We start from the raw sequence: 18,249 nt of genomic DNA, 5'->3' as shown, positions 1-18,249 counted from the left end.
TGTTGACGGCGAAGTCGATCGGGCGATTCACGCTACCGGTCGAGTCGATGAGCCAACGATGTTCGCTGCGAAGTCCCACCTGTTGCGGCTCGATGAGGTCGCATCCGATCTGGGCGGCTACGTGAGTTTGACAGCGCCCAATGGTGCGTTGATACGACCGGCTTTTCTCCGTGAGGAGGATTGCTTCCCTGCCGGCTACTCCCTGCTGGAAGAGAGCTGCGGGAGCAACGGCGAAGGCCTCGCGCTGGAGGAGGGGCGGGGAGTCTGGCTCGCTCCCGAGGAGCACTTTCGCGAAGACATGCGAGCCAACTGGTGCTTTGCGTCGCTCATTCGCGATCCCTTCCACAGTCGAGTGCGAGCCGTCATTGGGTTGACGTTGCCGGTGTCACGGGTTCGAGACGTCGACCCGGCATCGACGCTCCTGATGCTCGAAGGCGTGAGCTCGCGTATCGAACGCGAACTCGAGAGCCGCACGTCGTCGAAGGAACGCGCGCTGCTTCACGAATACCTCACCGTGTCGCGCCGCCGTGGTGGCGCCGCGGTCATCGGGGTGGATGGCAAGAATTCGCTGATGAACGGACACGCAACCCGTTTGCTGGAGGAGGACGACTTCTCCGTGATCATGGGCTATGCGAAAGAGGTGATGTCGTCGGGGAGTGAGCTGACTCGAGAGGTCACCCTCAAGGGTGTCGGGGCCGCCACACTGGAATGCTCGCCGGTCGCCAAGTCGGAGTCCAACGCAGGCGCGATCATCGTCGTCAAGCGGCGCGCGAAGTCCCGAGTCGCGCCGGATGGCCCGCGAGCAGTCCCGGACGAACGCGTGCCGGACGCCGAGACTAGCAACCATTTCCTCGGTCTTCAGGGAACGAGCACCGCCTTCCGCCGCAGCGTGAGTCTGGCGCGAACCGCCCTCGACGAGGCGCGTTCGGTCATCCTCATCGGTGAGCCCGGGTCGGGCAAGCGAAGGCTCGCCGATGCGATCGCCGCCGGACGCGGGGACTTCCTCCATGCGGAGGCACTGGGTGCTTCTCCGCGGGACCCGAGGGTGCACGACGTCCTCCGTGAGCTCGGCGAAACCACGCCGGCCGCACTCGTCATCGAGGGCGCCGACGAACTTTCGCAACTCGACGCGACTGAGATCGCCGACCATCTCCGTCACAGTTCGCGCACGACGTTGATCCTCACGTGCACCCGAATGACGTGGGCCACACAGATGCTGGCGGAGACGTGTGACGCGCTCGAGATCCCCGTCGCCCCGCTGCGTGCGAGGCGCGAGGACATCCCACTGCTTGCCGAGGCGGTCGCGAGCGAGCTGGGCGATCGGAAGCTGTCGCGCAGCCTCGTGGCAGCCCTGACGAACGCTGACTGGCAACGAAACATCGATCAGTTGCGGAGTGTCGTCTCTCACGCCGTGACACACGCACACGGGCCCGAGGTCACGGTCGAAGACCTACCGCACGGCTTCCAGGCGGCCACGAGCCACGGTCGGCTGTCGCGGCTCGAGGACGCCGAACTCAGCGAGCTCCGTCAGGCGATTCGGGAGGCCGACGGCAACCGACGACTGGCCGCCGAGATGCTCGAAATCGGGCGATCGACCCTGTATCGGCGGATGGACTACTTCCGCAGCCGGGGGTTCGACATTTAGGAACATCGGGACCCTCGCGCGCTCGAGGGCTTCCCGCCGGGATGTGTGTCGTTTTGGCACGGATGGCGAATCGGCCGACGCCGTGTAATTGAGGGACGACAGGTAGGTCACTGTCATCACTCGATAACGCTCGCTCACGAACAGGACGGTCGAAGATGAACCGCGCTGGCCGGGGAACCATCTTGGTGGCCCCCCACCACTTCCCGGATCTGAAACGCGAGATTGCGCTCGCGGAAGAGTTCGACTACGAACTCGTGGCCGCGGCCGATGTCGACGAGTTCCGGGCGGGTCTTCCGCAGGCGGAGATCGTGATGATCACGCCGTACGCCCGGCTCACGGCCGCCGAGTTCCCGATCATGGCCAAATGCCGGGCCGTGATCCGCTACGGGATCGGCTACGACAATATCGATGTGGATGCCGCTACCCTGGCCGGCATCCCGGTGTCGATCGTTCCGGGCACAGCCTCCGAAGAGGTGGCCTCCCACGCCTTCGCAATGGGTCTCGCGCTCGCGCGGCGGTTGCCGGCCGGAGACGCCGCGATCCGCAGCCTCAGTTGGGCCGGCATCATCGGGTTCGACACGCCAGTTCTGTCGGAGCTCGAAGTGGGCGTCGTCGGTATGGGGCGCATCGGGCAGCACGTCGCTCGGATGTGGACAGCTGTCGGTGCTCGAGTCCGCGGCTATGACCCCTTCGTCTCCGAGAGTTTCGTCGAGATGGCGCAACTGGCCGACGTGCTCCAGAACTCCGACGTCGTCTCTTTGCACCTTCCGTTGACCAAGGAAACCCAGCACCTCGTCGATGCCGACGTTCTCGCGAGAATGCGCAAGGGCGCCGCGATCGTCAACGTATCGCGCGGCGGCCTCATCGACGAGGTTGCGCTCTCTGAGGCTCTGATCTCGGGGCATGTCGCGGGCGCCGGAATCGATACCTTCGCGCTGGAGCCGCTGGAATCCGAGCACCCCTTGCGCGCCGCCCCCAACACGATCCTCACCCCGCACATCGCATGGCGCTCAGACCGTTCGACCGGTGCGTTGCAGGACGGTGCGGTCGAACGCGTGCGGCTCGCCCTGACGGATCAGCCTCTGATCGATGTCGTGAACTGAGCTGGGGAGAGTACAAGTGACGACCACACATCACGCCGGCCGGGTCAACGTCGGAGGCTCCGACAGCGACCCCCATCTGCGTCGAGGACCGCGTGGATACCCCCTGCTCCCCGGTGGGTATGGGCGTTCGACCTACTACACCGGCGCGCCGAGCCCGTATGCAATTCGCGGAGAGGGCTACCGCGTCTGGGACGACCGGGGTCGAGAACTGATCGACGTCAACAACAACTTCACCTCGCTGATCCATGGCAACGCCCACCCAGAGATCACCGAGGCTGCGATCAAGGCCCTCTCGTCGGGCGCTAGCTGGGGGATCCCGAACCGGTACGAGTGGGCGGCAGCGGAGCTGTTTCTGTTGCGTCTCCCCGGCCTCGACCAAGTGCGCTTCACCAACTCGGGCACGGAGGCCGTGATGTCGGCGATCCGGATCGCGCGGGCGAGCACGGGTCGGGACCGTGTGCTCGTGACGAAGGGCGGATATCACGGCACGTCCGAGGTTGCCCTCGTGCCCGGCGGTCCGAGCTACACGCGAGGCGTCCCACAAGGAGTGATCGACGACGTCACGGCGGTGCCGCTCAATGACGTCGAGTTCCTGGTACAGGCGGTCGAAGCAGCTCCTGAGACGTACGCCGCGATCATCCTCGATCTTCTGCCGAACCGCGCCGGTCTCCTGCACATCACCGAGGAGTTCGTGCGCACGGCTCGCGACCTCGCGACGCGCTACGGCATCGTGTTGATCATCGACGAGGTCATCAGCCTGCGGCTCGGGTTCCGGGGCTTGAGTGGGGAGTACGGCATCGTTCCCGACCTGCTTACAGCGGGCAAGCTGATCGGCGGCGGCTTGCCCGTCGGTGCTGTGGCAGGCAAGGGCGAGCTGATGGCCGAGGTGGATCCCACTCGACCCGGCAGCTTGCCTCACGGCGGGACCTTCTCCGGGAACCCGGTGAGCATGGCTGCGGGCGCCGTCGCAATGCGGTTGCTCACCGAGCAGGAGATCCAGCGCCTGAACCGATTGGGGGACGCCGCCCGGGAAACCGTTAACGCTCGGGTCCAGGGCGTTGGTTGGGAGATTCGCGGGCGTGGCTCATTGCTGCGCGCGGTTCCTGCCGGGGCGCAAAAGGTCGAGGAACGCATTCAGCACCGGCTCTGGTGGGCGTCCTATGAGCGCGGGCTCCTGCCGTCGCCGGCCAACCTGCTCTCTCTGTCCACACCGATGGACGACAAGGTCGTGGCCGAGATCGCCGATCGTCTAGGCGACGCGGTCCTCGCGGTCGCCGAGAGCTCGCCTCAGCCGTAAGGCTCGAAAAGGGGATCCACGAAGAATGAAGATCGTCTCGTACTACGACAAATCCGGCGTCCGGGGCGGTGTGCTGCTCGGCGAGTCGGTGTTCGACCTCGAGCGACTGCTGAGCGCCGCCCCCGAGGCGGCGTCGGGCAGCACCGCATCGGTTCGCGAGTTCCTCGAGCTCTACGGAGCCGAGCTGGCGTCGATCTCGGCGGCCCTGACGGCACGGGCCGAGCGCGACGACAGCGCTCGCGTGGCGCCGCGCTCCGAGCTGCGTCTCGCGGCACCGCTCGCCGACCCGGCCAAGGTGTTGTGTGTGGGCCTCAACTACAAGGATCACGTCGCCGAGACCGGTCGGGCGTTGCCCGAGTACCCCGACCTGTTCGCCAAGTTCGCATCGAGCCTCATCGGGCCGGACGACGAGATCGGCGGGGCCGCCGCGAGCGACAACCTCGACTTCGAGGGCGAGGTCGCCGTCGTCATCGGACGTGCGGCCACGCGGGTTTCGGAGGCGGACGCGCTGCAGTATGTCGCGGGCCTCGCGCCGCTCAACGACCTGACGGCCCGCGATCTCCAGTATCGGGGCACGCAATGGCTGGCCGGTAAAGCGGTCGACGGGTCGACGCCGTGGGGCCCCGCGCTCGTGACGCTCGACGAGGTGGGCGATCCGCAGGCACTCGACCTCGTGACCCGCGTTAACGGCGTCGAGATGCAGCGCTCGAACACCAGGTATCAGATCTTCCCGATCGCGAAGATCGTCTCCTATATCTCGAGTTTCCTAACCCTCGCGCCTGGCGATGTGATCGCGACGGGCACGCCTCAGGGCATCGGCGCTAAGCGCACCCCGCCCGTTTGGTTGCAGCCCGGCGACACGGTCGAAATCGACATCGAGCGGCTGGGCCTGTTGCGCAACCGGGTGGGCGAGCGATGAGTTCCCGCGGCGCGCTCGGCGCGTCGGCGGAATCCTTTGACCGGTTCTACGGAGGCAGCGAAGACCTATGAGCACAGTTCACACGCCATTCAGCGGTGGTGATGCGAGGTACCGCATCGCCGTCGACACCGGGGGAACGTTCACCGACGTCGTGGTGGGCTCCAACGCGGGCGAGATGGCGGTCGGCAAGGCGCTGACCACCTACGACCGTGTCTTCACGGGCTTCGAGGCCTCGGTGCGCCGCGCAGCCGAATCCGTCGGATGGTCGGGCGATGACGTGCTGCGCAATGCCGACGTGATCGTCTACGGCACGACGCACGCCACGAATGCAGTTCTGACCGGCAAGGTCGCCCGCACCGCGTTGCTCACGACCTCCGGCTTCGCCGACACGCTGTTGCTTCGCGAAGGCGGTCGTCGCGACGCGTTCGACTCCCGGGCCGCCTACCCGCCGCCCTACATCCCGCGCCATCTGACGTTTGAAATCAACGAGCGCATCTCGGCAGAAGGTGACGTGCTCGTCCCGCTCGACGACGACGAAGCGCGGGGCGTGCTCCGCGGCCTCGCCGACGAGGGGATCGAAGCGATCGCCGTCTCGTTCCTGTGGTCGATCATCAACGACGTTCACGAGCGCCGTCTCGCGGAGCTGATCGAAGAGATCCTTCCGGGCGTGCCCTTCACGCTCTCTCACGCCGCGAACCCGACGATCCGCGAGTACCGCCGGTCGTCCGCCGCGGCGATCGACGCGTCGCTCAAGCCGCTCATGGCGGATCACCTCGGCAATCTCCGGTCGGACCTGGTCGCGTTCGGGTTCGCCGGGGATCTGCTCGTCGTCACCTCCGAGGGGGCTGTCCTCGACGTCGTCGACGTTCTTGACCGCCCCGTCCTGCTCCTCAACTCCGGGCCGTCGATGGCTCCGCTCGTCGGTGCGGCCGCGGCTCCCGATCGGGAAACCGTCGTCGTGTGCGACATGGGCGGCACGACGTTCGACGTCTCCCTCGTCGAGAAGGGGGTCGTGCGGCACACGCGAGAGGCGTGGCTCGGCGAGCCGTTCGTCGGGCACTTGACCGGGCTCTCCTCGGTTGCCGTTACGAGCATCGGCGCGGGCGGTGGCAGCATCGCCTGGATCGATGGCGGCGGCCTGCTGCGCGTCGGTCCGCAGAGCGCGCGCAGCACCCCCGGTCCGGCCGCGTACGGCCGAGGCGGAGAAGAGCCGACGGTCACCGACGCGTGCGTCGCCTTGGGGTACCTCGACACCGAAGGATTCGAGGGCGGGTTCACGCTCGACCGCGACGCCGCCGTGCGCGCGATCGAGTCGCGAGTCGCCGGTCCGCTCAAGATGGACACTCTCCAGGCCGCGCAGGCGATCCTTGACGTGTCGGCCAACCACATGGCCACCGCGATCCGTCAGGCGTCGCTCGAACAAGGCGTCGACCCGCGTGGCGCGCTCATCGTGGCCGGCGGCGGTGCAGGGGCGATGGTCGCCGCGGTGATCGGGCGGCTGCTCGAGACCGACACCATCCTCATCCCCTCGACGGCGGGTGTGCTCGCCGCCTACGGCGCTCATCGAGCTCCGATCGCGACCGAGTTCCTGTCGCCGCTTCACAACGACACCCGCCATTTCAACGTGAGCTCGGCGGTCGTCGCGGTCACCGAACTGGGCGAGAAGGCTGATGCATTCGCGCAGCGCTTTACCGCGGTGTCGGGCGAAGCCAAGGTCACCTACTTCGTCGACGCCCGTTATCCGGGTCAGGCCTGGGACCTTCGCGTGTACCTCGGCTCCGCGCCCAACGCGGCGGACGACGCGGCGCACGTCATCGAGCGGGCTTTCCATGAGGAGCACGATCGCCGCAATGGCACGCACGACGCCACGAGCCGGGTTGAGATCATCACGTGGGGGGTCCGCGTCGAGATCCCGCGTCCCGAACAGCTGAAGGCGCCGGCGGCGGTGGCGGGAACCAGCGAGGTCCACCGCGTCGACCCGATCGTCTTCGGCGGCGAGAGTCACGACACGAAGCGATACCGCGGCGTGACGCTCGAGCCCGGCGACACGATCGTCGGTCCGGCCGTCATCGACCAGCCGACGACGACCATCGTGGTGCCGCCGGAGTGGGATGCCACCCTCGACAGCCGATCCAACATCTACCTGACTCTCAAGGGAGCATGACCGTGGCACGCGAATTCGATCCAGTGAAGCTCTCGGTGCTCGCGAACGCGTTCGACGGCATCGTCAGGGAGATGACGAACGGGCTCCTGCGATCGGCGCGCTCGTCCGTCATCAACACGGCGCGCGACTTCTCGTGCGCCGTGCTCACCGCCGACAACCAGCTGCTGGCTGCGGCCGAAGGCGTCCCGGTACACGTGTTCGGCGCGGGCCCGCTCGGTGAGGACATGGTGGAACTGCATGACGACATCCGCGAAGGCGATGCGTTCCTGCACAACGACCCGTACCGCGGCAATTCGCACGCGGCCGACCACGTCATCCTCGTGCCGATTTTTGTCGGCGGCCGCCACGTCTTCACGGCGGTGACCAAGGCGCACCAGGCGGACTGCGGCAACGCGATCCCGACGACCTTCTCGGCGACGGCTCGCGATGTCTACGAAGAGGGTGCGCTCATCTTCCCGTGCGTGCGGGTGCAGCGCGACTACACCGACATCGAAGACATCGTGCGCATGTGCCGCGTGAGGATCCGTGTGCCCGACCAGTGGTACGGCGACTACCTCGCGAGTGTCGGTGCTTCGCGCATTGCGGAGCGCCGCGTGAAGGAGCTCGCCGACAAGTTCGGGATCGACGACCTTCTGGAGTTCGTCGACGCGTGGTTCGATTACTCGGAGCGTCTGGCGGTGAGTGCGATCGAGGCCCTGCCGGCGTCGGTGCTGACCGGCTCGACGTCGCATGACCCGTTCCCGGGCACTGGCCTCGGCGGGGTTCCGCTCAAGACTGTGGTCGAGGTGAAGCCAGACCAGGGCCGCGTCACGATCGACCTGCGCGACAACCCGGACAACCTCCCGAATGGGCTCAACCTCACGCGCGCGACCGCGATCGGTTCGGCTCTGGCCGGCATCCTGTCGGGGCTCCCCGAGTCGCTGCCGAGCAACGCCGGCACCTTCCGCCGCATCGACGTGCTGCTCCGCGACGGCTGCGCCGTCGGGATTCCGAAGCATCCCTTCTCGTGCTCGTCGGGAACGACCAATCTCGCGGACCGGGTTGTCAACATGGTTCAGGCGGCGTTCGCCCAGATCGCCGACGGCTACGGAACCGCGGAAGGGGCGACGGGGCAGGCGCCCGCCAAATCGGTCATCTCGGGCATCGACGAGCGCAACGGCAACGCCTACGTCAACCAGATTCTCGTCGGAGGCGTCGGCGGTCCGGCGACCCCGTTCGTCGATGGCTGGCCGACCTACCAGCGGCCGGTGTGTGGCGCGTTGTTGTACCACGACAGCGTCGAGGTCGACGAACAGCGCTACCCGATCCTCATCCACGAGCGCACACTCGTCGCCGACACCGGCGGAGCCGGCCGTCAGCGCGGCGGGCTCGCGACGCGAGTCACTATGGAACCGCGGGTCGAGTCAGTCACGCTCACCTACGGCCTCGAGGGGCTGCTCAACCCGCCGCAAGGCGTGCGCGGCGGTCAGGGCGGGGCGGTGCCGGCCGCATGGGTCGAAGATCTCGCGACGGGCGAACGCCGCGAGATCCCCATCGTCGGACGCTACGACCTGCTGCGTGGCGAGAAGGTCGTGTCAGTTACGCCCGGGGGTGGAGGCTACGGCGACCCGCTAGAGCGGGAGGCGCTCGCGGTTCTGGACGATCTGCGCGAGAGTCGTGTCACCCCGGAGGCGGCTTTTGCCGTCTATGGCGTCGTCGCAGCCGATGGCGTTCTCGACGAGGTTGCGACCGCGAAGTTGCGTGCCCAACGACTCGCCGCTCGTTAGCCAGACCGACGTCATCGAAACCGAAAGAAGAGCAGCAATGGAACCCATTCGAGTCGGCATCATCGGCGTCGGAAACGTTCTCAACCAGTACCTCGACAAGATCGGCGTCCACCCGGAGGTCGACGTCGTCGCGCTCGCCGATGTCAACGCGGCTGCGGTCGCGGCGCGCGCGGCTGAGTACTCGGTGCCGAAGGCGCTGACCCCCGACCAGCTCCTCGCGGATCCGGAGGTCGAACTGGTGCTCAACCTGACGCCGCCGAAACTGCACGCCCCGGTCACGCTGCAAGCGATCGCCGCGGGCAAGCACGTGTTGTCGGAGAAGCCGTTCGCGACCTCGCTCGAGGAAGCGCAACAGATTCTGGATGCCGCACGCGCCGCGGGCGTGAAGGTCGGTTCCGCGCCCACGACGTTCCTCGGCTCCGGGATGCAGACCAGTCGCAAGCTGATCGACGACGGCTGGATCGGCCGGCCGGTGGCGGCGTTCGGCTCGTTCGCGTGCCGCGGGTACGAGTACTGGCACCCGAACGTCGATCCCTTCTACAGCCCGGGCGCCGGGCCGATGCTCGACATCGGGCCGTACCTCATCACCAATCTGGTCAACATCTTCGGACCCGCGAAACGCGTCGCGGCATCCGCTCCGCGTTCGTCGGAGACTCGTCCCCGGCCGACGGCCGACGGCGGGTTTGACGGCGTCATCGAGATCCAGACGCCGACGCATGTCACCGGCACGATCGAGTTCGAGTCAGGCGGCGTCGCAACGGTCATCGTCAGCTGGGATGTGTGGAACCACAACCTGCCGCACCTCGAGATCTACGGGACGGGAGGTTCCCTCGCCACGCCGAACCCCGACCACTTCGAGGGGGCGCCCGTGGTACGGCGTGGCGAGCCGCGCGACCTCTCGCTCGACATGACGCCTCCCGGCGGCGGCGACTGGCGCGAGACTCCGATCACGCATCGCGATGACGCTTACCGCGGGATCGGTCTCGCCGAGTTCGGGTACGCGATCCGCAACGGGCTGGAGCCTCGGACCGGAGGTGATTTCGCGTACCATTCGCTCGAGATCCTCTTGGCTTTCGAAGCCTCGGCGGCGCAAGGAAGACACATCGAGATCGAGAGCACGTGCGAGCGACCCCGGCCGTTGCCGTCCGTCGGGCCGCACGAACCATATCGATTCGACTAGGGCGGACGCCGCGCCCGACGGCATGGGGAAGAACGCGTGCACGACTACCTGACAGTTGCCGACCTCCTCGCTATGCCCCACCTCGGTTTGGAGCTGCGGGCTGGGAGCGGCGGCGTGGGGGCGTCGGTCCTGTGGACGCACACCTCGGAGCTCGAGGATCCGGGGCCGTGGATGGAGGGCGGCGAGCTCCTCATCGTGAACGGCTTCGGCATCCCGGCGGACGCCGAAGGCCAGGTCACTTATGTGGCGCAGCTTGCCCAGCACCGGCTCGCCGGGCTCGCCGTCAGCGTGAAAGCTCCCGAGCTGACAGCCGAGCTGCTCGAGGAGGCTGATCGTCTCGACTTTCCGGTGCTGCGCGTTCCACGCCAGGTTCCTTTCATCGAGATCTCGCACCTGGTGGCCAATGCCAGCGTGCAGACGACAAGGGGGCGGCTGTCGCGACATCTGCGGGTGTTCGAGACGCTCCGCTACCGCACGAGTGTCGAGAGCAACGTCGTCGAGATCTACTCAGAACTCGAGGATGTCTCGGGTTACCGGCTGGCTCTCATCTCACCGGCCGGGCTACCGCTGCTCCCCGACTGGCCCTGGGTCCCGGACGGCCTCGAACTCGAACAAGCGGATCTGGCGGGAGGCCTGCAGGTGATCCCGGGCGGATACATCCTGCCGCTCGTCGTCGGTAATCGGGTAACCGCCTATCTCGTCGGAATGGAGCACCTGGCCGCCAAACCCGGGGGGCTGGCCACCCTGCAGCATGTCGGTACCCTTGCGGCCCTGGACGCCGTCGATGACCAGCGTCGACGAGAGGCATTGCATCGCCAAGGCAGCGCGTTGCTGTCGAGCGCGCTCGACGGTGACCTCGCCCCGGAGGAGTTGACCGATCGATTCACGGTTGCGGGGCTCGACCCTGCCGCTGGCATCCGGTTGCTCGCGTGCGGTATCCCGGATGATGATGGCGGCGAGATCATGATCCGCGACTGGCTGAGCGATCGCGGCCATCCCCATCTCCTGCGGGACCAAGGCGTGCTGTTCGTGGCCGTGCGTGCGGAGGAGGTCGATCTGGGGGCCATCGTCGGCGACCTTGGCATTCACGTCGGGGCGAGCCAGCCCTTTCATCGGGTCGAGGAGCTGTCTCGCATGCAGCGCCAGTCGCTCTGGTCGCTCAATCTGGCGCGAGAGTCGTCGGACGGCGCCGTGGTGCTCGCCGAAGAGCAATTTGGGATCGGGCGTTGGCTCAACCCCGACATCGAAATGATGAGGCACCTCGCCGACGGTGTGCTCAACCCGATCATCGCTCACGACGCCGACCACGGAACCGAGCTCCTGCGTACCTTGGCCGTGTACTTTCAGAACCAGGGAAGACTCCGCCAAGCGGCAGCCCAGCTCTTCGTTCACGAGCACACGTTGTCATACCGGATCAAGAAGATCGAGCAGCTGACGGGCCGTCAGCTCAAGAACTATCGTGACGCCTTCGAGCTCTGGCTCGCCGTCGAGTCGCGTTTTCTGATCAACGAGAAATAGCGGTAGAACCAGGTCACCGTCGTCTCAAACTGGGACAGCTCGTCGATGGTTCGCGATGCGAGGCTGGTGCCTCTGGCGGTGTCTGGCGTGATCCCGACCGGCCGACTTGGAACTCTGAGGAGAGCGCATGAGCAGCACCGCCGCTGGCACGAAGGCATCGACCGGAGGCGTTCGCCGCCGCACTGTCGCCCAGGCGATCGTCGAGTACCTGCAGGTTCAATACAGCGAGTTGGACGGTGAACGTCAGCGACTCATCCCGGGCCTTTACGGCATCTTCGGCCACGGCAACTCGGTCGGTCTGGCGCAAGCCACCGACGAGTACGGTGTCGACTTCCCCTTCTACCCCGGCAAGAACGAGCAGTCGATGGTGCATGCGGCGATCGGCTACGCCCGGGCGACCAACCGTGCCTCGACGCTGGCGTGCACGGCTTCGGCCGGACCGGGTTCGACCAACATGGTCACCGGCGCGGCGACGGCTACGACGAACCGACTCCCGGTGCTGCTTTTCCCGGCCGACATCATCAACAATCGCAAGGGCGACCCGGTTCTTCAGCAGGTCGAGCACCCCATCGAGCGCGACGTCTCGGCCAACGACTGCTTCCGTCCTGTGGCCCGCTACTTCGACCGCATCACGAACCCGGCGCAGCTGCTCTCGACCCTTCCCGAGGCGATGCGTGTGCTCACCGACCCGGTCGAGACGGGCGCGGTCGTCGTGTGTCTGCCGCAAGACGTGCAGGGGGACGAGTTCGACTTCCCAGAGGCATTCTTCGCGCCGCGCGTCTGGCCGATCCGCCGGCGCCCCGCGGCGGAAGACGAGATTCGCGACGCGATCGAGATCATCCGCAACGCCAAGCGTCCGCTCATCATCGCGGGCGGCGGCGTGCGGTACTCGACGTCGCGCGACGAGCTCGCGAAGTTCAGCGCCGAGTTCGGGATTCCCGTCTCGGAGACCTTCGCGGGCAAGGGCAGTGGCCCGATCAGCGACCTGAACGTCGGCGGACTCGGCGTGACCGGCACCTTCGGGGCCGACCAGCTGGCCGACCAGGCCGACTGCGTCATCAGCGTCGGAACGCGACTGCAGGACTTCATCACGGCATCCCACTCGCTGTTCCAGAACCCTGACGTGCGGTTCGTGCACCTCAACGTCAACTCCTTCGACGCGCACAAGATGGGCTCGTTCCCCGTCGTCGGCGACGCGAAGTTGTCGCTCACGGCCATCCATGCGGGACTTTCCGCGGCCGGCTACCACAGCGACAAGTCGTACGCCGGCGACATCGCGACCGCTCAGAAGGCGACGGCCGAGCGACTCGCTCACGATCTGCAGCAATTCCCCGGCGAGATCATGAGCCAGGCGCAGGTCGTCGCCGCACTCAACGCGCACACGGGCGCCGACGACACGCTCGTGCTCGGGTCGGGCGGTGTCGTCGAAAGCATCCACAAGGCGTGGGATCCCTCCAACCGCACCGAGATCCACTTCGAGTACGCGAACTCCTGCATGGGCCACGAGATCCCTGCCGGGCTCGGGGTTCAGCTCGCCCAACCGGATGCGCCCGGCGACGTGTTCGTGCTGATCGGCGACGGCACGTACTACATGCAGCCGACCGAGTTGCTCACGGCCACCCAGCTGCGCCAGAAGATCACCGTCGTCATCATCGACAACCGGGGAAACCAGTGCATCTGGCCGCTTCAAGCCGCCAAGGGCGGGGGGCCCGAAGCCGAGTTCGGCACGCAGTTGCGGGAACGCGATGCCGCCACCGGTCGCCTCACCGGACCGATCGTCGACGTCGACATCGCCGCGAACGCCGCGAGCCTGGGTGCCGCGTCGTGGAACGCGACGACCGTCGACGAGTTCAAGTCCGCTCTTGAGGAAGCGCGGAGTATCACCGACCGCCCCGTGGTCATCGTTGCTCAGGTGGAGCCGTGGCGCTACCTCACTGGCAGCGGGGCATTCTGGGATGTCGGCGTGCCGCTGACCTCGCAGCGCCCCGGCAACCAGAAGGGCACCGCCCAGCACCTGGAAGGTCGAGCCCGCCAGCGCTTCTATGGGGCCACCACCGTCCCGAAGAACAGCTAAAGAGGAGAGTCAGATGGGCACCTTCGCCGTGATCGATCCGGCCACCGGAAAGAAGCTCGCCGAGTACCCGCAGGCGACGGCGGTCGATGTGGAGTCGGCTCTCGCCTCGGCGCACCAGACGTACCGAAACTGGTCACGCACCACGACGGTGGCCGAGCGTGTGGTTTTCGCGCAACGCCTCGCCGATCTCATGATCGAGCGTCAGGACGAACTCGCCGCCATCATCAATCGCGAGATGGGCAAACCGGTCGCTCAGGGCATCGGTGAGGTGGATTTCTCGGCGAAGATCGCAGCGGCGTTCGCGACGAACGGCGAGAAGTGGCTGGCCGACGAGGTGCTCGAGACCGCGGACGGCCTGCGCAGCTTCTTCCGCTTCCAGGGGCTGGGGGTGATCCTCGGCATCATGCCGTGGAACTACCCCTACTACCAGGTGGCGCGCTTTGCCGTTCCGAACCTGATTCTTGGCAACACCGTCATCGTGCGGCATGCGAGTCAGTGCCCCGAGTCGGCGCTCGCGTTGCACCAGCTCTTCCTCGACGCCGGCTTCCCAGAAGGTGCCTACGTCAACGTGTTCGCATCGCACGATCAGATCGGTCAGATGATCGATGACGACCGCGTACAAGGCGTCTCGCTCACCGGCTCCGAGCGCGTCGGCGCGATCGTGGCGGAGCGCGCCGGGCGGGCGCTCAAGAAGTGCGTGCTCGAGCTCGGCGGTGCTGATGTGTTCCTCGTCCTCGACACCGCGAACATCGACAACGCGGTCAAGCATGCTGTTGGTGGTCGCATGGACAACACCGGCCAGAGCTGCAACGGCTCGAAGCGCATCGTCGTGATGGACAAGCACTTCGACGAGTTTGCGGCGAAGTTCACGGCCGCGATCAAGGCGCAGTCGTACGAGAACGGTGACTTCGGTCCGCTCTCCTCCGATTCGGCGACCGCGACGCTCACTTCCCAAGTGCAGGCCGCTCTCGACCAGGGTGCCGAGCTTCTCGTGGGCGACAACACGCCCGACGGTAACGTCTACACGCCCGGGATCCTCGCGGGCATCACGCCCGAGATGGATGTTTATAGCGAAGAGCTGTTCGGCCCGGTCGCCCAGCTCTACCGCGTGTCGAGCGACGAAGAGGCGATCGAGCTCGCGAACTCCTCGCCGTACGGTCTCGGCTCGGCTGTGATCTGCGACGATCTGGAGCGTGCTGAGCGCGTGGGCAACCAGCTCGACGTCGGCATGGTCTTCATCAACGCGATGGGCCTCGGCGGTCCCGACGTTCCGTTCGGCGGGATCAAGAAGTCGGGTTACGGACGCGAGATGGGCCAGGTCGGCATGCTCGAGTTTGCGAACAAGAAGTTGTTCCGCTTCGCCAAGTAGGCGAGCCGGCACGGGAATGGGTCCGTCAGACCAACTTCGTTTCGGTCTCATCGGCGCTGGTCGCATCGGTCAGGTGCATGCGGCCACCATCGCCGCAAATCCAGAGACCGCGCTCACGCTGGTCGCTGACCCGTTCCTCGCGGGAGCCGAGTCGCTCGCCGCTCGATTCGGGGGTCGAGTCGCCGACTCGCCTCAGCACCTGATCACCTCAGGGGAGGTCGACGCGGTTCTCGTCGCCTCGCCGACGCCCACCCACATCGACCTCATCGAGGCGTGCCTCGACGCGGGCGTCGCGGTGCTGTGCGAGAAGCCGATCGATCTCGACATCGCGCGCGTCGACCAGCTGCTCCCGAAGGTCCGCGAGAGCAGCGTGCCGGTCGCGCTGGGGTTCAATCAGCGCTTCGACCCGGCATTCGCCGACGTGCATCGCCGGGTTGAATCGGGCGAGATCGGCGACCTCGAGCTCTTGTCGATCGTCAGTCGGGACCCGGGCCCGCCACCCGCGGAGTATCTCGCCGTCTCGGGCGGGATCTTCCGGGACATGGCGATCCACGACTTCGACATGGCACGCTTCTTTCTCGGTGAGATCGTCGAGGTGAGTGCCGTCGGGGCACAGCTGTTCGACCCGGGTGCTCGCGAGCACGGCGACTTCGACTCGGTCGTCGTGACCTTGCGTGCCGCTACGGGTGGGATGGCGACGATCGTCAACTCGCGGCACAGCGTGATCGGCTACGACCAGCGGCTCGAGGCGTTCGGCGCGGCCGGTCTGCTGCAGGTGGCGAACGCCCCGTCCAGCCTTGTGAGCGTCTCGACGGCCTCCGGAGTCGAGACGAAGCGCCCCTATCTGGACTTCTTCCTGGAGCGCTACGCGGACGCATACGCGCTCGAGCTCGCCGAGTTCGTGAAACTCGTGCGGGGTGAGGCGTCGAACAGCCCCGGTTTCGATGACGGCCGCGCGGCGCTCGTGATAGCTGATGCCGCCCAGCGCTCCGCCGAAGAGGGCGTGGTCGTGCACCTCGAAGGAGGCTGGAGTTCTCGCTGAGACTCCAGTCTCCCCCGAGGGATCCTGACTACGCCCGGAAGGTCGTAGGCCCCGTGACCTCGGGAAGGTCGACCCACGCGCCGGATGCGGCGCTGCTGATCGAGGCATCCACGAGTTCCGATGCCGACCAGCCGTCGGCGGCCGACGGGGCGAGCTGCTTGCCCTCGGCGACCGAACGCAGGAAGAGCGCGGCTTCGATCGTCTTGAGGTCGTTGAATCCGATGCCGGGGCCTGCGTTCGGCTGGAAGCGCCCGAAGTCGCCGAACGAGGTGTCGGTCATGACGGTGCGGTAGCCGCGCACGTCTTCGGCTACCTCGAGCTGGTTCATCTGGTCGAAGTTCCAGCGCAGCGAACCCTTCGTGCCGTAGACCTCGATGGTGTACTCGGCGTTGGGGCCGATCGCGACACGGGTCGACTCCAGCATTCCCACGGCACCGTTGTCGAATCGGGCGAGAACGGCCGCGTAATCCTCGTTCTCGACCGCTCGCGTCGAACCGTCCGGCAGGGGGCGGTCCGTGATGAAGGTCTCGGTGATCGCGTTGATGGAGGAGATGCGCCCGATGAGGAACTGGGCGAGGTCGAAGCCATGGCTGAGCACGTCGCCGAGTACCCCGGAGCCGGCGAACTCCGTTTCGTAGCGCCAGGTGAAGCCCTGCGTGGGGTCGGAGGCGTAGCTCGTGATGAGCCGGATCTGCACGTTCGTGATGGTGCCGAGGGCGCCGGAGCGGATGAGGCGGCGCGCTTCGGCGACCGCCGGAGCGTGGCGATAGTTGAAGCCAACCGACGTGATGAGTCCGGCGGCTTCGGCGCCTTGAGCGATCTCGCGGGATTCGCGAGCACTGCGGCCCATGGGCTTCTCGATCCAGAAGTGCTTGCCGGCCGCGATGGCGGCGAGGGCGACCTCGTGGTGCAGGAAGTTGGGCGAGCAGATCGAGACGACATCGACATCCGGGTGGGCAAGCACCTCCCGGTAATCGCTCGTGGTCTCGCGGTAGCCGACGTTGTTCTCGGCGTAGCTGCGCCCGGCCTCGTCGGGATCGGCCGCGATCACCAGCTCCGGGTGCCGCGCCAACTCGGGGTAGAACTGCCGGGTCGCGAGGTAGGCCCGCGAATGCAGTCGCCCCATCCAGCCGACCGAGATGAGACCGACACCGATGCTGTCCGTGATTGGCACGCCGACTCCTTTGTTGCCCGTGGGCATGATGTGGCCTCAGCCTACGAATCTTCCCGGCAATCGAGATGTTTCAATCTGGAACACCTCGACCCTCGCTGCCGCTGATCTACTTGGCCGCGCGGCGACGTGAATCTGCCGAGCCGCGATTTCTCTAGTGGATGAAGGGGACGCAGGCGAGCCATGGTGGCACCGACTCAACGTCAGACGTCACCCATGGAGACGCGGGTGCTCGTCACGGGCGCGGGCTCGGGAGTCGGGGAAGCCACCGCAAGACTTTTCGCGCGACGCGGGGCGCGCGTGGCGTTGCTCGGGCGGCGGTCGAAAGAGCTCGCGAGGGTCGTCGCCGAAATCGGCGGGGGAGCACACGCGATCGTGGCCGACGTCTCCGATCCCCAATCAGCGAGCGCCGGGGTGCGAGCCGCAATCCGGGAACTCGGCGGCCTCGATGTCGCCGTGAACGCGGCCGGGGTCGCCGGATACGCGTTGCTTGAGGACCTGGACGATGCCGCGTGGCGGCAGGTCATCGACACTAATCTGTCGGGTACCTTCTACGTTTCGCGGGAGGCCGCTCTGCATCTCCGGGCCGAGGGCGGCGGCTCGATCGTGAATGTCGCCTCCGATCTCGCGACCATGGGCGTCGCCGGCCTCGTGCCCTACTGCGCGTCGAAGGCCGGAGTCGTCGGGCTCACCCGCGCCCTCGCGATCGAACTGGCACCGCACGTGCGGGTCAACGTCGTGTGCCCAGGGCCGATCGACACGCCGATGCTCCGAGCCGGGGTCGATGCGGCGGACGACCCCGCGCGCGCCCTGCGGGAGAAGGAGGCGACTGTGCCGCTCAACCGGCTCGCCGATCCGGACGAGATCGCCCGCGCAATCTACTTCCTCGCCCTCGAGGCGACGTTCGCCACGGGCACCAGTCTCGCCCTCGACGGAGGCACCTCGGCCGCCTAACGGCGACGAGAGCCCGCACGAGCATCACCATCTAAGGAGCGTCACCG

The 18,249-nt window shown here is 66.8% G+C and carries 13 protein-coding genes; 12 read left to right on the top strand and 1 reads right to left on the bottom strand.

What is annotated here, in order from left to right:
- Positions 1-58 precede the first annotated feature (58 nt).
- The 11 genes from IE173_RS09280 (at position 59) to iolG (ending at position 16,077) form a co-directional block, all read left to right on the top strand.
- Complete coding sequence (locus IE173_RS09280; RefSeq protein ID WP_229842012.1) at positions 59-1,645, top strand: AAA-type ATPase lid domain-containing protein; 1,587 nt, start codon at positions 59-61, stop codon at positions 1,643-1,645.
- A 185-nt stretch (positions 1,646-1,830) separates the two neighbouring features.
- Positions 1,831-2,748 carry a C-terminal binding protein gene (locus tag IE173_RS09275; protein ID WP_229842038.1) on the top strand — a complete coding sequence of 306 codons (918 nt, stop codon included), beginning with the start codon at positions 1,831-1,833 and terminating at the stop codon, positions 2,746-2,748.
- A gap of 16 nt (positions 2,749-2,764) precedes the next feature.
- Positions 2,765-4,045, top strand: coding sequence for an aspartate aminotransferase family protein (locus tag IE173_RS09270; protein ID WP_191283189.1), 1,281 nt, complete (start codon positions 2,765-2,767; stop codon positions 4,043-4,045).
- 25 nt (positions 4,046-4,070) lie between these two features.
- Positions 4,071-4,964 (top strand): fumarylacetoacetate hydrolase family protein, encoded by an 894-nt coding sequence (locus tag IE173_RS09265; RefSeq protein WP_191283188.1) that lies wholly within the window; start codon positions 4,071-4,073, stop codon positions 4,962-4,964.
- A gap of 67 nt (positions 4,965-5,031) precedes the next feature.
- Positions 5,032-7,128 (top strand): hydantoinase/oxoprolinase family protein, encoded by a 2,097-nt coding sequence (locus IE173_RS09260; protein WP_191283187.1) that lies wholly within the window; start codon positions 5,032-5,034, stop codon positions 7,126-7,128.
- A 2-nt stretch (positions 7,129-7,130) separates the two neighbouring features.
- Positions 7,131-8,894, top strand: a complete 1,764-nt coding sequence (locus IE173_RS09255; RefSeq protein ID WP_191283186.1) for a hydantoinase B/oxoprolinase family protein — start codon at positions 7,131-7,133, stop codon at positions 8,892-8,894.
- A 37-nt stretch (positions 8,895-8,931) separates the two neighbouring features.
- Positions 8,932-10,074: a Gfo/Idh/MocA family protein gene (locus IE173_RS09250; RefSeq protein ID WP_191283185.1), complete on the top strand. Its 1,143-nt coding sequence runs from the start codon at positions 8,932-8,934 to the stop codon at positions 10,072-10,074.
- A 36-nt stretch (positions 10,075-10,110) separates the two neighbouring features.
- Positions 10,111-11,592 carry a PucR family transcriptional regulator gene (locus IE173_RS09245; protein WP_191283184.1) on the top strand — a complete coding sequence of 494 codons (1,482 nt, stop codon included), beginning with the start codon at positions 10,111-10,113 and terminating at the stop codon, positions 11,590-11,592.
- 127 nt (positions 11,593-11,719) lie between these two features.
- On the top strand, positions 11,720-13,666 hold the full coding sequence (gene iolD / locus IE173_RS09240) for a 3D-(3,5/4)-trihydroxycyclohexane-1,2-dione acylhydrolase (decyclizing) (protein WP_191283183.1): 1,947 nt from the start codon (positions 11,720-11,722) through the stop codon (positions 13,664-13,666).
- A 13-nt stretch (positions 13,667-13,679) separates the two neighbouring features.
- Complete coding sequence (locus IE173_RS09235) at positions 13,680-15,035, top strand: NAD-dependent succinate-semialdehyde dehydrogenase (RefSeq protein WP_191283182.1); 1,356 nt, start codon at positions 13,680-13,682, stop codon at positions 15,033-15,035.
- A gap of 16 nt (positions 15,036-15,051) precedes the next feature.
- A complete protein-coding gene (iolG, locus tag IE173_RS09230) occupies positions 15,052-16,077 on the top strand; it encodes an inositol 2-dehydrogenase (protein WP_191283181.1) in 1,026 nt (341 codons plus the stop codon).
- Positions 16,078-16,105: 28 nt separating this feature from the next.
- Here the strand turns inward: iolG and IE173_RS09225 are convergent, their stop codons facing one another.
- Positions 16,106-17,278 (bottom strand): Gfo/Idh/MocA family protein, encoded by a 1,173-nt coding sequence (locus IE173_RS09225; RefSeq protein WP_191283180.1) that lies wholly within the window; start codon positions 17,276-17,278, stop codon positions 16,106-16,108.
- Positions 17,279-17,464: 186 nt separating this feature from the next.
- Between IE173_RS09225 and IE173_RS09220 the strand changes: the two genes are divergently transcribed.
- Positions 17,465-18,202, top strand: coding sequence for an SDR family NAD(P)-dependent oxidoreductase (locus tag IE173_RS09220; protein WP_229842011.1), 738 nt, complete (start codon positions 17,465-17,467; stop codon positions 18,200-18,202).
- The last annotated feature ends 47 nt before the right edge of the window (positions 18,203-18,249 follow it).

Source organism: Pseudolysinimonas yzui, from assembly GCF_014653215.1.
GTDB lineage: Bacteria > Actinomycetota > Actinomycetes > Actinomycetales > Microbacteriaceae > Pseudolysinimonas_A > Pseudolysinimonas_A yzui.
Note: the sequence above shows the minus strand (reverse complement) of the source record. Positions and strands in the feature narration are given on the sequence as shown.